Source organism: Escherichia sp. KS167_9B (genome assembly GCF_030295215.1).
Lineage (GTDB): Bacteria > Pseudomonadota > Gammaproteobacteria > Enterobacterales > Enterobacteriaceae > Escherichia > Escherichia coli_F.
Window position 1 is genome coordinate 3,078,042 of record NZ_AP025754.1, and the last position, 16,433, is coordinate 3,094,474.

Genomic DNA, 16,433 nt, shown 5'->3' on the forward strand with positions numbered 1-16,433 from the left:
AAACCAGATAAGTGATTACTTACTTTTCTTAATATGCTTCATCAAACGCTTACGCTTGCGCATCTGGGTCGGCGTCAGGGTGTTACGCTTGTTCGCATATGGGTTTTCCCCTTCTTTGAACTGAATACGAATCGGCGTACCCATCACGTCCAGAGACTTGCGGAAGTAATTCATCAAGTAGCGTTTGTACGAATCAGGCAGGTCTTTCACTTGGTTGCCGTGAATCACCACAATCGGCGGATTGTAACCACCGGCGTGGGCATATTTCAGCTTCACACGACGCCCGCGAACCAGCGGCGGCTGGTGATCTTCAACCGCCATGGTCATGATACGCGTCAGCATAGATGTCCCCACACGACGGGTGGAGCTGTCATACGCTTCACGTACTGACTCAAACAGGTTACCAACGCCGCTGCCGTATAATGCAGAGATAAAATGCACACGGGCGAAGTCGATAAAGCCCAGACGGAAGTCCAGCGTCTCTTTTACTTGCTCTTTCACTTCCTGGCTCAGGCCGTCCCACTTGTTCACTACAATGACAAGTGAGCGCCCACTATTGAGAATAAAGCCCAGCAGGGAGAGATCCTGATCGGAAATACCTTCGCGAGCATCAATCACCAACATCACCACGTTGGCATCTTCAATCGCCTGCAATGTTTTGATTACGGAGAATTTCTCTACCGCATCGGTGATTTTGCCGCGTTTACGTACGCCCGCAGTGTCAATGAGTACATACTCACGCCCATCGCGTTCCATTGGAATGTAGATACTGTCACGCGTAGTGCCCGGCATGTCGTAAACTACGACGCGTTCTTCGCCAAGGATACGGTTAGTGAGTGTAGACTTACCGACGTTAGGACGACCCACTATCGCCAGTTTGATTGGCAGACTTTGCGGGTCAAAGTCGTCTTCCTCTTCTTCTTCGCCGTTCTCTTCCGCTTCAAATTGCGCCCAGTACTCAGCGTCTTCATCCACTTCTTCTTGTGGTGCGATATCTTCCATCCACGGCAACAGCACGTGCTCCAGCAGACTTAATACGCCACGACCGTGAGACGCGGCGATAGGATAGATTTCACCTAAACCGAGCGAATAGAAATCAACAACGGCCTGATCCGGATCCAGACCATCGGTTTTGTTTGCCACCAGAAAGGTGGGTTTTTCGCGGGAGCGCAGATGTTTGGCAATCGCTTCATCCGCAGGCATCAGGCCCGCGCGCGCATCCACCATAAACAGTACGACGTCCGCTTCTTCAATCGCCAGCAGCGACTGTTCCGCCATGCGGGTTTCTACACCGTCTTCTGTTCCGTCAATCCCGCCGGTATCAATACAGATAAACTCGCGGCCTTCAATTTCCGCACGACCGTACTTACGGTCACGAGTCAGACCCGGGAAATCCGCAACCAGCGCATCTCGGGTGCGAGTTAGACGGTTAAATAACGTGGATTTTCCTACGTTAGGGCGCCCGACAAGCGCGACCACAGGTACCATGTTTAAAGCCTCATTTTTATAAATCATCAGACAACGCACGCTATATTCGTGTCGTTGTTAAAAACAGGAAAACGGCCCCTGTCCAGGAGCCGTTTTCAAAGTGAACGACAGAGACGATTAACGTGTAATAGAGTACACAGTCCCGTCTTTTGCCTGGATCAGCAGTTTGCCGTCAGCGGCAACCGGTTCAGTCTGGAAACCGGAACTATCAACTTTTTGCTGGGCAACGAAACGACCATCTTCGACGTTGATCCAGTGCAGATAACCTTCACTGTCACCTACCACCAGGTTGCCATTATACAGCACCGGAGAAGTCAACAGGCGATGCAGCAGATCGCTTTGTGTCCACAGCGTAACGCCGCCATCAATGGTCAACGCCATCACCCGGTCATTTTGATCGACCAGATAGATGCGGTTGCCGTCGACGATGAAATCATTCACCGAACCCAGTTCGCGCTTCCACATAATCTGACCGCTGCGCAGATCAAGCGCTGTCAGGTTACCATTATAGGCCAGCGCGAAAACAACGCCGTTAACAATGACGGGAGTCGTGTCAACATCGCTCAGGCGGTCAATTTCGGTAGAACCGGTCGCCTGGGAAATACGCTGCTGCCAAATCATCTGGCCCTGTTCCATTAGCACTGCGCTGACGCGACCATTATCGCCACCCACGACGGCCGCACCAAAAGCCGTTGCTGGCGCAGACTCGCCACGCAAAGAGAGTGAAGGCATATCGAGGTTAACTGTCCATTTGACAGCGCCGTCAGCTTCGTTCAGGGCTTGCAACTGACCGTTACTGGTGTGGATTAACACCAGACCGTCGCTGACCACCGGGCGAGAAAGCGCTTCACCCGCGACTTTAGTTTGCCATGCCACAGTACCATCGCTGGTATTCAGCGCGTAAACCTGCGCCTTTTCGCTACCAATGTAGACATGTCCGCCAGACACGGTCACGCCGCCAGAAAGTAATGCAGGCTCTTTAGAGAACCAGCCATCTTTCTCGGCCAGACTGACAGACCAGATTTCTTTGCCATCATCCGCATTCAGCGCTTTTACTAAACCAGCGCGGTCTGCTGCATAGACAATGTTGTCCGCCAGTGCCGGATGAAGATTGGAATAGAAGTTGCCAATGCCGCTACCAACGGAAGTGCTCCACGCCGTGGTCGGCGTAAACTGGTTTTCAACGGTTGGCAATGGGGACATCTTTACCACATCTTCTTCGCTGTTAAACAGCGAACAGCCGCTTAAAAGGGTAACGGAAAGCAGTCCTGGCAGCAGTAATTTACGCAATTGCATCGGGTCCCTCTCAGATGGACAAATTATTAATTTTCATCTGCATCATTTCGCTCAGTGCCGGGGTAACATCGCTTTTCACGCCTGCTTCCCATGCACTACGCGCACCTTGCTTATCACCTTTGCTCAGCAATGCTTCACCACGCAGGTCGGCAACAATGGCAGCCCACCCTTCACCTTTGATGGTATCAAGGGTTTTCAGCGCGGCATCAGCCTGCTTGAGCTGAACCTGAACGCGAGCAAGACGCAGATTTATCACGGCTTTGAGATTTTCATCGCTCGTGTCCGCCAATCCCTGTTGTAACTGGGTGGCAGCTTTCTCTAGTTCATTTTTGTCAACAAATTGCTGCGCAAGTTCCAAAGAAGCCAGCGCACCATAGGTATTTTTATTTTCAGCAGCAAATTTTTCCGCCGCCGGGATGCTATCCGGTTTGCCTTCGCTCACTGCGGTAACCGCATTTTGATAGGCAAGAGAAGCGGAGCGTGTAGAATCAACCTGATGGCTGTTCCAGTAGCGCCAGCCAATCAATGCGCCAACGCCCAAAATCACCCCAACAGCCAGTGCTTTGCCATTTTCAGCAAAAAAGCGTTTAACCGCTTCAACCTGGTCGTTTTCGTTCTCGTAAATTTCCACGCTGTCCTTCTCCTTCCTTAACCCAGTAACGTGCGCAAATGCGCGGCTACGCTATCCTGCGCAACTGCCGTTTGCTCACCAGAGCGCAAATCCTTCACTACTGCTGTGCCGTTAGCCACTTCAGACTCACCCAGCACCACAGCAACGCGGGCGCCCCATTTATCAGCACGGGCAAACTGCTTCTTAAAGTTGCCGCCGCCGTGGTTGGTCATCAGTTTCACGCCCGGTAATTCATCACGCAAACGCTCTGCTAATGCCATAGCCGCAGATTGTGTGTCAGCACCTGAAGCCACCAGATATATATCGACAACAGGATCGGCTTTAAATTCCGGATTAACGGCCTGAACTAACAATACAAGACGTTCGAGGCCCATCGCGAAACCGACTGCCGGTGTTGCACGACCACCCAGTTGTTCCACCAGACCGTCATAACGACCGCCTGCGCACACGGTGCCCTGGGAACCGAGGCTGTTAGTCACCCACTCAAAAACAGTACGGTTATAGTAATCCAGACCACGCACCAGACGCTGGTTTACGGTGTAAGCGATACCCGCGCTCTCCAGCAGTTTGCACAGACCAGCAAAGTGCTCACGAGATTCCTCGTCAAGATAGTCACCTAATGCTGGGGCGTCGTTGAGAAGGGCCTGCACTTCCGGATTTTTGGAATCCAGCACGCGCAGCGGGTTAGTGTACATGCGGCGTTTGCAGTCTTCGTCCAGCTTTTCTTTATGCTGCTCAAGGAATGCAACCAGCGCATCGCGATAATTGGCGCGTGCTTCCAGCGAACCGATAGAGTTCAGCTCAAGAGTTACGTGTTCAGAGATACCCAGCGCACGCCACCAGCGGGCGGTGAGCATAATCAGTTCAGCGTCGATATCAGGACCTTGTAGACCGAAAACTTCGCAGCCCAACTGGTGGAACTGACGATAACGCCCTTTCTGCGGACGCTCGTGACGGAACATCGGCCCGATATACCATAGACGCTGTTCCTGATTGTACAGAAGACCATGCTCGATGCCGGCGCGTACACAGCCCGCCGTCCCTTCAGGGCGCAGAGTCAGGCTGTCGCCATTGCGATCCTCAAAGGTGTACATCTCTTTTTCAACCACGTCGGTGACTTCACCAATCGCACGTTTGAATAGCGGGGTCTGCTCTACAATCGGCAAGCGGATTTCACTGTAACCGTAGCTGCCGAGCACGTTTTTCAGTGTGCCTTCAATGCGCTGCCAGATGGCCGTTTCGCCAGGCAGGTAATCGTTCATGCCGCGAATGGCTTGAATGTTTTTTGCCACGTTTATTCTCTTTCTGAATATAAAAATGAACCCTCAACGCGCCCCTCAATATTTCGGGAGCCATGCGGGTTCAATCATACACGGGAAGCGAGGCGCTTCCCATCACGTTATTATTTTTCAACCTGCTGAATGTCAATTCGACGCGCTTCATCCAGTTGGCTGGCTTTCGCACGAATGCGCGCTTCCAGCTGGTCGATCATATCGTTGTTGTCCAGACGGTCTTTGCGCACGCCATCTTCATAGAGGCCGCTTTTCTTGTTGCCGCCGGTGACGCCGAGTGTAGAAACCAGCGCCTCACCTGGTCCATTCACCACGCAGCCGATAATCGAAACGTCCATCGGAGTGATGATATCTTCCAGGCGTTGCTCCAGGGCGTTAACCGTACCGATAACGTCAAACTCCTGACGCGAACAGGTCGGGCAGGCGATGAAGTTGATCCCGCGCGAACGGATACGCAGCGATTTCAAAATATCGAAACCGACTTTGATCTCTTCGACCGGATCGGCCGCCAGCGATACGCGCAGCGTGTCGCCGATGCCTTCAGACAGCAGCAGGCCTATACCAATGGCAGATTTTACTGCCCCACTACGTGCGCCGCCCGCTTCGGTGATCCCAAGATGCAGCGGTTGATCGATCTGTTTTGCCAGCAAACGATAAGACTCAACAGCGAGGAAGACGTCAGACGCTTTCACGCTGACTTTGAACTGATCGAAGTTCAGGCGATCGAGATGATCAACATGACGCATGGCAGATTCCAGCAACGCCTGCGGCGTCGGTTCGCCATACTTTTCTTGCAGATCTTTTTCCAGCGATCCAGCGTTAACGCCAATACGGATCGGAATGTTTTTATCGCGCGCGCAGTCAACCACCATGCGAATACGCTCTTCATTACCGATATTGCCAGGGTTAATACGCAAACAATCGACCCCGTATTCCGCTACTTTCAGCGCAATGCGATAGTCAAAGTGGATATCAGCCACCAGCGGTACGTTAACCTGTTGTTTGATGAGCTTGAACGCTTCTGCCGCGTCCATCGTCGGTACGGAGACACGGACGATATCAGCGCCAACACGTTCCAGCGCCTTAATTTGATTGACCGTAGCTTCGACGTCTGTCGTACGCGTATTGGTCATGGACTGTACGGCGATGGGGGCACCATCGCCAATCGGCACATTCCCAACGTAAATACGTGTTGATTTTCTACGTTGAATTGGAGCCTGGTTATGCATGAAAAATCTCCCGCGTTACCCGTCTGTTACTGCGCCGGTGATTGTTCGGCATTTAGGGTCAGACGCGCAACCTGGTTAGTTCTGATAAAACGACTCAGATCGACAGGTTTCCCTTGATACTGGATCTGTACTGCGGCTGGCGCACCAATTTTCAGTTTATACGGAGCCTGGCCGGTTAAGTTCAAATTACCGTCTTTACGCTGCATACCGCTAAACAGTTTTTTACCGGTAGCATCAGTGACTTCCAGCCAGCAATCGGCAGTAAAGTTCATCACCAGCGCATTCGGGTCAGCCGCCGGCGTGGTCACGCCAGCCTGATCGGTTGGCAACGGCGCAGCACCATCTGGCGTTGTTGTTGCCGTTGGTGCCGGGGTCGCAGCGGTATCAACATTTGCCTGCGAAGGTGAAACAACTGCATTCTGTTGTGAATCAACAGCTGGTGCTGGCGAAGTTATGGCAGGTGTTTGCGTGTTAGTTGCGGTAGTATCCACAGACGCTGGCGGCGTGGACGTCGTAGTCGGGTCTGTGGTTGTCGACGTATCTAACGGAACACTCTGCCCCTGTTCGTTATTACTGCTCAGTTCCGCAGAAGATTGATCGGCCATAGTAGTGATCTCTTCCTGCTGAGCTTTGTGGTCTTGCCACCACCAGGCACCGCTCAGGCCAATAACCACAAACAACACCAGCCAGGTGAAGGTCATCAGCCAGCCGTCACGTTTTTTGCGGCGTTTACCGAGGGAAAAACTCTGCATCGGCGCAACTTTTGCAGCTCGTAGTGGAGCCTGTTTTTCCAGCCCCGGTAGCAGTTCTTCTTCTGGAATATGTACCAGACGCGCATAAGAGCGGATATATCCGCGCAGGAATGTTGAAGCAAGATCGGCAGGTGCCTTATCTTCTTCAATGTCGCGTACCGTGGAAACCTTCAGGCAAAGTCGCTCAGCAACGGCCTGCTGACTAAGTCCTAGTTGTTCGCGAGCATTACGCAGGCGAGCGCCGGTAGTAAGTGCTTCATTTTGGTCGTGCGTGGCTTCAGTATTCATTCGCTGCAGGTACGTTTAAATGAGAATTGAGATGCCGGTGAACCATCATGCTCACCCACACCGCGAAACATCCGTTAAGTTAACCGTTATCATACAGTATAAGACCGTCTGTGTGCTCGTGACAAAGCCCACATTCACTAAGGCTAACTTACTGTTGCATCGTTACATACTGCCTTAAAGTCAGCAAAAACGCACCGTTAATATTGACCAGACAATTGCAACTTAATACTTCATTCATAAAAGATTACGCCACGGTACATAAAGTAACCGTGGCGTAATGGCTATCAGACCGCTTTAATGTCGATGGCCTCACCCTGCATTCGTTTACGCAGGGTACGTTTCGTACGGTCGATAACATCGCCCGCCAACTGACCACAGGCAGCATCGATATCATCACCACGAGTTTTACGCACAATAGTGGTGAAACCGTAGCTCATCAGCACTTTTGAGAAACGGTCGATACGACTGTTTGAGCTGCGTCCATACGGCGCGCCAGGGAACGGGTTCCACGGGATCAGGTTGATCTTACACGGCGTATCTTTCAGCAGCTCCGCCAGTTGGTGCGCGTGTTCAGTGCCGTCGTTAACGTGATCAAGCATCACGTATTCAATAGTGACTCGGCCCTGATTGGCGTTAGATTTCTCCAGATAGCGGCGCACCGCAGCAAGGAACGTTTCGATATTGTACTTTTTGTTGATCGGCACAATTTCGTCACGAATTTCGTCGTTCGGCGCGTGCAGGGAAATTGCCAGCGCTACGTCGATCATATCGCCCAGTTTATCCAGCGCCGGAACAACGCCTGATGTAGAGAGCGTAACGCGACGTTTAGACAGACCAAAACCGAAATCATCGAGCATGATTTCCATCGCCGGAACGACGTTGTTCAGGTTGAGCAGCGGCTCGCCCATACCCATCATCACTACGTTAGTGATTGGGCGCTGACCGGTGACTTTTGCTGCGCCAACGATTTTCGCTGCACGCCACACCTGGCCGATAATTTCCGACACCCGCAGATTGCGGTTAAAGCCCTGCTGGGCGGTGGAACAGAATTTACACTCCAGCGCACACCCCACCTGCGAGGAAACGCAAAGCGTGGCACGGTCGTCTTCCGGGATATACACCGTTTCAACGCGCTGATCGCCAACGGCAATCGCCCATTTAATGGTGCCGTCAGATGAACGCTGTTCTTCAACCACTTCCGGTGCGCGGATTTCCGCCACCTCTTTTAGTTTGCCGCGCAACACTTTGTTGATGTCGGTCATCTCATCAAAGTTGTCGCAGCAATAGTGATACATCCACTTCATCACCTGATCGGCGCGGAAGGGTTTTTCACCTAAATCTTTAAAAAACTCCCGCATCTGCTGACGGTTGAGATCCAGCAGGTTGATTTTTCCATCTTTCGTGGTGACGTTTTCAGGTGTGACTAATTGTTCAGACATATGCTATTCCGGCCTCGTTATTACACGTTATGGCCCCTGGAGGGTTGAAAAAAGAAACGCCCCGGTGAGCGGCTGCTCGTCCGGGGGCGCTGCATTGTACAAATTCTGGCGCATGGATGCCACGTTTGCACGCGGCATTTACGAAATTATTAACGCGTGCGCGAGCACACTTCACCTTCGCCGAAGAAATAAGCGATTTCGCGAGCGGCAGATTCGACGGAATCAGAACCGTGAGTACCGTTTTCGGTCAGGCTGTCAGCGTAATCAGCACGCAGAGTACCAGCCAGTGCGTTTGCCGGATTGGTCGCGCCCAGCAGATCGCGGTGACGCTGAACGGCGTTTTCACCTTCCAGCACGGAAACCACGATCGGGCCAGAGGTCATGAATTCAACCAGACCATCAAAGAACGGTTTTCCATCGTGTTCAGCATAAAAGCCACGAGCCTGTTCAACGGTCAGGTGCAGCATTTTGGTGCCGACAATTTTGAACCCTGCAGCTTCAAAGCGCGCAAAGATATTGCCAATGACGTTTTTTGCTACCGCGTTCGGTTTGATGATGGAAAAAGTACGTTCAATAGCCATTTTTACCTCTGTAAATTATTCTGTTGTTGTCTGTACCAGCGTACGAGATGGCGCGGATTATAATGAGCAACAGGGCCGTTGACTATTGATGAAGGTAACATTTTTTTAAAATAAAACGAGTTTAAGCAACAAATATGAGCAAAACAGACTACTGCATGACAAATCTCACTGTCGCCACCTGCCCCATTTCGTCCATTACCAGCAATTGATAATCGCCTTTCTCTGTCAAATGCAGAGTCACGTTACGCCCGCGTTCAGCTAACGGTTCACCATTAAGAAACCACCAGCGTTCGCCTGTTCCTCCGCTTAATTGTACTGGTAATGACGCATCAGTAGCTCCTGGCAGACGTTTGATAATTACGCCATCACGCACACCAATCAACTGTAAAGGTACCTGAGCATCGCGACCATAGGGCGGGCAATTTGTTGATGCTCCAGGTAAGCGCGCTACTCGTCGTTCAGCAGCAGGTAGCCAGGGTTCAAGTGGTAATGGCCAGACATTAATCATTTCTTGTCGAGCCTGAGGACAATCAGCAGCAACACGTTTACCTTGCTCATCAAGCCAGATGGGGAAACGAATCCCACTTATTCCTTCTTGCTCCGGTAAAAGTAATGTTGGTGGCTGGCTATCTTCGAGCAGCCAGGTGGCAAGACGACGGCGGCAATTGCTATCGCCTTCTGGCAATGATTGCCCACCCGGCCAGCAGATAACGCCACGGCTTACAGAATCAGGACGCGGGTCTTCCGGCAGATTCGCACTGCGCGACAGTAAGATATTATTGACCTGATTCAACAGCGGTACGGCGCTGGCAAAGCCAAACTGACCGACAACGGGCGTACCGTCCGGTCTGCCAGTCCAGATCCCAATTACGTAACGAGCGTTAACGCCAATAGCCCATGCATCGCGATAGCCATAACTGGTTCCTGTTTTCCACGCCAGTGGTACGACGCGTGGCAAAGCGCCATCCGGAAGCGGCTGCGCTTCATCTGCCATAATACGGCGGATAATCCACGCGGCCCCCGGCGACATTAACGGTCGCTCAAGTAATGGGTCCCCCGGCTGTAAGCGCAACTTACCCGCCTTACCGTGGCGAGCAAATGCGGTATACGCTGCAGCCATATCCTCCAGTTTTGCACCTGCGCCGCCGAGAATGAGCGAAAGATTCGGTGCAGCGCCGTTGGGCAGATATAACGGCAATCCAACATTGCGTAACTTTGCCGCAAACCGTTTCGGCCCATAGGCTTCCAGCACCTGCACAGCAGGTAAATTCAGAGAGCGCACCAGCGCCTCGCTCATGCTGATCGGGCCATGAAAACCGCTGTCAAAGTTGCCTGGTCGATAATCACCAGTGCGCCGGGGAACGTCTTGCAACAGCGATGCAGGGTGGATCAAGCCTTCATCCAGCGCCAGACCATAAACAAACGGTTTGAGTACCGATCCCGGCGATCGGATCGCATTGACCATATCGACATGCCCAAAGCGGGAATCATCATTAAGATCAACCGATCCTACCCAGCCGCGCACACTCATATCAGTATGATCAACAACGATCATTGCCAACGAACTGCGCGGTGGCAATCGTCCTTTCCAGTTTTGCGCCAGTTCTTCCAGACGACGCTGTAAACCAGCATCCAGCGTAGTAACGATTTTGTCGCTTTTGCTTTTACCGAGCATCATGCGCGAAAACAGCGGTGCCAGTTGCGGCATTTGTCTGGGTGCCAACCAGATGGGCTCTTCACTAGATTCTTTTACCTGCTCACGGGACCACACACCTTGCGCAGCCATCCGATTGAGCACTTTATTACGTGCGGCCTCGGCTCGTTCCGGCCAGCGATCCGGACGCAGTCGGCTGGGCGCTTGTGGTAACACCGCCAGCATTGCCGCCTCGGAATAGCTTAAATTCGCAGGCGATTTTCCGAGATATGCCCAGCTTGCCGCACCGATCCCCTGCAACGTACCACCAAACGGAGCGCGATTAAGATACAAGGTCAGAATGTCACGTTTAGACAAGTGCCATTCCAGTTGAAACGCGCGCCAGAGCTGGCGAATTTTGCCGCCAAAAGTTTTGGGGTGAGGATCAAGCAGACGAGCAACCTGCATGGTGAGTGTGCTGCCGCCGGAAATAACCCGTCCCGAAGTGAGATCTTGCCATGCTGCGCGCGCCACCGAGAATGGATTCACCCCCGGATGCTTCCAGAACCAGCGATCTTCATAATTGATCAGTGCTTCAAGGTAACGCGGAGAGACATCTTCGATGGTTACCGGATAGCGCCAGATGCCCTCAGCATCGGCGAAACGCCAGAGTGGCGTACCATCCTGCGCCACGACTACGCGTGCGGGATTGACTTCATGCAATGGCAGGGGCCAGAGTTTATCTGCTCCCCACGCGGCAAAAAAAAGGAGAAAAGGCGCAGCTGCCAGCGCTATCCAGCAGCCGCGTTTGGTTAACAGGCGAGGCATTTACGGTCTGACAATCAACAGATCTTCAGCCGCGCCAGTCGCCCGCCAGTGGGGAACATACATCGATTCCACCATTGGTTGCGGAACATTGTATGTTCCCGGCGTTACCGCCCGCGCCAGATACACCAGCGTGACTGGTTGATATTCATCAACGGCAACCGCCGCCACAAAGCGATCGTCACGAAACTCAATATGCTTAATGTTCGCTTGTTGCATTTGACTGAGTAGGTTTTGCACTTCGCTACCACTTTGCTCCAGGCTGGCGCTGCCGTTAGCCAGGTTCTGGTTTTCCAGTTCCAGGCCAGCAGGCAGTAAATCAACGACCAAAGCATCCGGCACGCTGTTACTGGCTTTGACCTGCAACCAGACCAGTACCAGATCGCCGCTACGTAACGAATCCAGCGATTTGCTCTTACCGTCAGTGCCAAGAATATGGCGCTCGATTTGCAGCACATTGCTCGCCGGTAAAGGGGCGGATTGCGGATAACCGCTGGCATCCACACGCAGCCATAACGGCTGATCGCCACTGTTGGTCACCTGTAAGGTGGCAAGTTGATCGCTATTCAGATTGCTGGTTTGCGCTTTCTCACCTGTCAGCAGCTCAGCAGAGAAAGACGTTTGCGCCTGCCATTTGCCCGGTAAATCCTGAATCGTACGGGCAGCCAGGAACAGCGCGTTACTTTCCTGAGTTGATAACCAGCGTTCACCGAACGCCTGCTGCGAAAGTGTGTTCAGCAGAGGGTACTGCTCATCGGATAGCAATTTGTTCTCTTCCAGCAAGGAGAGCATCAATGCGTTGTCGCGCAGTGGACTACCGTAATCACCCAGCCATATCCGCTCATCACTATTGCGCGGCGTTTTCAGCGCCAGCACAATCGCTTCTTCACCACGCGTTGCATCGCCCATGGTTTTCAGCGCAACGCCAAGTTGCAGCAGCGGTAATCCAGACGCAGCATCGGCACGATGCTCCCAGATTTCACGCAGCGCACCCAGCGGTGCCTTTTGCTGACGGGCCAGCACCAGCGCAGCGTAAGACTGTACGGCGAATTTACTGGCTTTGAGATTATCCGCATACGGAATCGACATCATGCCCGGATCTTGTAAATAGCGCAGTAGACGCTCATTCCCCCGGTTAATGGCTTCTGTCGGCACGCTGTAACCCTGCTCACCTGCGCGGACCAGGAAATCCATCACGTAAGCCGTCAGCCAGTACTCTTCATCACCGTTTTTATCCCACAGCGCAAAGCCACCGTTATCACGTTGCATTTGCAGTAAACGAGAAATGCCGATATCGACTGCCGCACGGCGCTTCTCATCACTGTCGCCTTTGATTCCCAACGCCTGCAGTTGGGCTGCGTTGGTGTAAAGTGACGGGAACAGGCCGCTGGCGGTTTGCTCCAGACAACCGTACGGATACGCTTTTAACTCTTTGATATAACGTGCAATATTCAACGGTGCTTTGCCGCTCAACAACAATTGCCCTTCCAGCGTAACAGGCGAGAAGTTTTGCAATCCATCAGCTGGAATCGCCCATGTCTCACCAGGCTGCAACGCCGTACCGTAATTGACGGTTTGTGCCGGAAATGCCGGACGGACACCCATTTTCCACTGCTTATGCTGATCGGCAACGGTTTCGCCCGGTAACGCTAACCCGCTAATAGTGGCCTGAATTTCACCATCACCATAACCCGGCAATGCTCGCACCGGGATAAACAGCGTGGTTCGCACGCCCGGCGCTAATTCAACGGCTGCGGGTGAATCGCTAACCAGTTCAAGCAAGCCACTGGCGGTCAGAGCAACGTTCAGTTTTTGCGGTTTATCGGTAAGATTAGTGATATCCAGCGTCAGACGTGAGGTGTCACCGCTGGCCATAAAGCGCGGCATATTCAGTTCTGCTATCACCGGTGCGGCAACAACCACTTTGCTTTCGTTGCTACCGAAATCATCTGCCGTCCATGCTTGTGCCATGACGCGCAATTCACCGTTAAAATCACCAATCGGCAATGTAACCGTGCCTTCGCCCTGTTCGTTGAGTGTTACCGGTAGCGCCTGTTGCGCAACAATATTGACGTGATTTACTGGCGGTTTACCACCGCGTTTCAGTTCATCACCATCGCCACCAAAACGCAGAGCTGCCAGACGCCCCTGACCTTCAATAACCTGACCGTAAATATCGTAAATATCTGCGCCATAGCGTTTCTGACCAAAGAATGCCTGCCACGGATCTGGCGTGACATAATCAGTAATATTCAGCACACCGCTATCAACCGCAGACACCAGCACATTCACCTGTTTTGGCATCTCACCATTTTTATTGCTGGCTTTAATTTTCACGGTTAATGGCTGATTGGGGCGTATTTTCGCTGGAGTTTCCAGCGCCAGATCGAGACGACGGTTTTCATCGCCAAGCGGCAAATGCAACACGCCAACTGCGCGTTTTGGCGTCGCGGAGCGAGATTTATCGCCAGGACGTACCACCAGCGTACTTAAATAAAGATCATGACGATTCCAGGTTTTATCGACCGGAATCGTCAGATCCAGCCCTTGTGCCGGAACATCAATCTCCTGCCACCACAGCGGCCCTTCACTGGACTCGACCATCGCATAGCCTTTACCCGCCGTTGGTGCGGCAATGTGCAACTTAATGGTATCACCAGGGCGATAACTGGCTTTATCCAGTTTCAGCGTGACACGGTCTGGTCGCACAGCACCGCTACCGTCGCTATTGTCCTGCCAGCTATAGCCAGCCCAGAAACGCACACTACTGACCGCTTCATTCGGCGCTTTGACTTCCAGACGATAAGCGCCCCACTCTACCGGGAAACTGACTTTACCGGTTTCATCAGCCTGAAGATCCAGTGTTTGTTCATTTTCGATCAGATCTTTTTGATCAAACTGTGACTGCCAGCCTTCATCTTCTGACCAGTTCCAGTAGTAATCGCGGCGTTCGCGAATCAGGCGCACTTGTAAGCCAGACACAGCTTTTTTGACGCCCTGTGCATCGCTATAAACGATGTCAAAAGCGGCGTTACTGCCTTCATCAACAATGGGCTGTTTTACCGTACTGTCAGTGCGATAATCGTAAACCGATTTCGAGGCGAATTGCGGACGGATCCCCGGCAATGCATCGGCAGGCCAGATAGCCTGCTCAGCACGGCGCGTCACCGGGCGACCGCCAGACTCCAGCAAACTGCCCTGGAAAATAACCTGTAATGGGGAATGCGTTTCCTTCCACTGGCTTTCTGTAGAAACTTCGCCGCGCCCTTTATCATCCAGCGTCAACTGAACTTCATCCAGCGTGCGCGAAAGGTTTTCAGCAGCTATATCGCCGAATTCGAAACCAGGTAAGGCTGACACAGCTTCACGCAGTGGGCGCAGGAAAAGTTGCCCTTGCAAAGTATTACCATTAGCAGGCGCCCCGTACAGGTAGTAACCCACCACGGAGAATTTCACTTCATCTTTCGGCGTTAACGGGGTTTTCTCACCGGTCAGATTCAGCGCCATGCGCTCTGGCATAAAATCTTCGACGTGGAAATCCCACATCCGATACTGGTTATCGCCCGTGTTGGCTCGGATATGCCACATGCCGGTGGCCGCATTACTATCGAGTGGCCAGGTAAAGTGATAGAGGCCATTCTCCGGCTGACTAACGACGCTCCTGAGTACCTGCCCGTCGGGTTTAATTACGTCCAGCTTGATGGGTTGATCGGGCAACGCTTTACCGTCTGCATCACGCAATAAACCATTAAGGATGACTGTTTCACCCGGGCGATAAAGATCGCGCGGGCCAAACATGAAAAACTGTTTGTTATAGCCTGGCGCGCCAGCAATGTTAAATTCTGCTAAGTCCAGCGCCGGAAGTTTTAAATCGAGTAGCGTTGTCTGACCGTCTTTACGCGCCAACAGTAATGCCGCGTTTTTATCATTTTCCAGCTGCACATGCCCCTGGGCGTCACTGGTTGCCTGAGTCAGAGTCTGCCCTTTCTCATTTAATAATGAGACTTCAACTCCTTGCTGGGCCGCGCCGTTTCCCAGGCTTTGGGTAAAGATATCCAGACGATTGTGATAACGGTGGGCCGATACGCCGATATCACTTAATGTAAACAGCGTCGCGGGATTACTGTAATCGTAACGTCCAGCCTGATTCATCACAGCCAGATACACACCCGCCTGCTGAAGCGGTTTGATATCACCCAGCGGCAGCAATAATTTTTCACGGGTGTTACGCGCAGGATTGAGATCAAAACGTCCGGTATAAACCAGATCCGCCATTTGCAGCAGTTTGTCTGACTGCCAGTTCGCCAGCGAATTTCGGTATTCCCATTGGCTAATAAATGCTGGCAGAGATTCTGGCTTAACACGGAAGAAGTTAACATCGACATTGTTAACATTGAGCGCCATTACCGGCAGCCCTTCAATAACTTTTCCAGGCAGCAGCGAACCACGGCTGGCAAAACCGACGCTCGGCTGGATATCGCGGGTAGTTATAGTTTTTTCGTAATCTTTACTGAAGGTTGCGTTGTTGAGTGCCTTGACCTCCTTGCCAATAGTAACGATCAAATCACGTTTCGGCTCGAGGTGGCGTAAACGCAGCTCTTTAAGATTATCTGACAACTCCCAGGCACCATCCACTTTGCCGCTCTTTTTATCGACGACGTGAATAACGCGCGAGAAATCCTGATCCGGGTCGAGAGGGATAGAGAAAGTCAGCACCAGCGTGGCTGCGCCATCGAGTTGGACTTCAGACAGATCCAGCAATGTCAGCGCCTTACCGGCACTCTGTTGTGCCAGTTTTTGTCGCTCCGGTGCAGAGAGTTTTGCTGAACTCGCGTTTTCTGAAGATGCCGCTTTAGTAACTTCAGAAGGTGCATCTTTTTTCACCGCTGTTGGCGCGTTATCGTTGTTGTCGCACCCTGCCAGCGCCAGCATTAGCATGCAGGCGGCTACGCGTAACTTTTTCATTTTTCATCCCTGCC

General features: G+C 52.4%; 10 protein-coding genes. All 10 read right to left on the reverse strand.

The window, feature by feature from the left end; translation table 11 throughout:
* Nucleotides 1-15: 15 nt before the first annotated feature.
* Complete coding sequence (gene der, locus QUE34_RS15405; RefSeq protein WP_032303592.1) at nt 16-1,488, reverse strand: ribosome biogenesis GTPase Der; 1,473 nt, start codon at nt 1,486-1,488, stop codon at nt 16-18.
* Between the two features lie 117 nt (nt 1,489-1,605).
* Nucleotides 1,606-2,784, reverse strand: a complete 1,179-nt coding sequence (gene bamB / locus QUE34_RS15410; RefSeq protein ID WP_032303550.1) for an outer membrane protein assembly factor BamB — start codon at nt 2,782-2,784, stop codon at nt 1,606-1,608.
* 10 nt (nt 2,785-2,794) lie between these two features.
* Nucleotides 2,795-3,415, reverse strand: a complete 621-nt coding sequence (gene yfgM, locus QUE34_RS15415; protein ID WP_000409211.1) for an ancillary SecYEG translocon subunit YfgM — start codon at nt 3,413-3,415, stop codon at nt 2,795-2,797.
* A gap of 17 nt (nt 3,416-3,432) precedes the next feature.
* The gene (gene hisS / locus QUE34_RS15420) at nt 3,433-4,707 is read right to left on the reverse strand and encodes a histidine--tRNA ligase (RefSeq protein ID WP_001107167.1); all 1,275 of its coding nucleotides are present in this window, start codon (nt 4,705-4,707) and stop codon (nt 3,433-3,435) included.
* A gap of 110 nt (nt 4,708-4,817) precedes the next feature.
* Nucleotides 4,818-5,936 (reverse strand): flavodoxin-dependent (E)-4-hydroxy-3-methylbut-2-enyl-diphosphate synthase, encoded by a 1,119-nt coding sequence (gene ispG, locus QUE34_RS15425; protein WP_105268356.1) that lies wholly within the window; start codon nt 5,934-5,936, stop codon nt 4,818-4,820.
* A 26-nt stretch (nt 5,937-5,962) separates the two neighbouring features.
* Complete coding sequence (gene rodZ / locus QUE34_RS15430) at nt 5,963-6,976, reverse strand: cytoskeleton protein RodZ (RefSeq protein WP_032184883.1); 1,014 nt, start codon at nt 6,974-6,976, stop codon at nt 5,963-5,965.
* Between the two features lie 284 nt (nt 6,977-7,260).
* Nucleotides 7,261-8,415: a bifunctional tRNA (adenosine(37)-C2)-methyltransferase TrmG/ribosomal RNA large subunit methyltransferase RlmN gene (locus QUE34_RS15435; protein WP_000003317.1), complete on the reverse strand. Its 1,155-nt coding sequence runs from the start codon at nt 8,413-8,415 to the stop codon at nt 7,261-7,263.
* A 149-nt stretch (nt 8,416-8,564) separates the two neighbouring features.
* Nucleotides 8,565-8,996, reverse strand: a complete 432-nt coding sequence (gene ndk / locus QUE34_RS15440) for a nucleoside-diphosphate kinase (protein WP_000963838.1) — start codon at nt 8,994-8,996, stop codon at nt 8,565-8,567.
* A gap of 148 nt (nt 8,997-9,144) precedes the next feature.
* On the reverse strand, nt 9,145-11,457 hold the full coding sequence (gene pbpC, locus QUE34_RS15445) for a peptidoglycan glycosyltransferase PbpC (protein ID WP_103253364.1): 2,313 nt from the start codon (nt 11,455-11,457) through the stop codon (nt 9,145-9,147).
* A complete protein-coding gene (gene yfhM, locus QUE34_RS15450; protein ID WP_103253363.1) occupies nt 11,458-16,419 on the reverse strand; it encodes an alpha2-macroglobulin in 4,962 nt (1,653 codons plus the stop codon).
* Between the last annotated feature and the right edge of the window lie 14 nt (nt 16,420-16,433).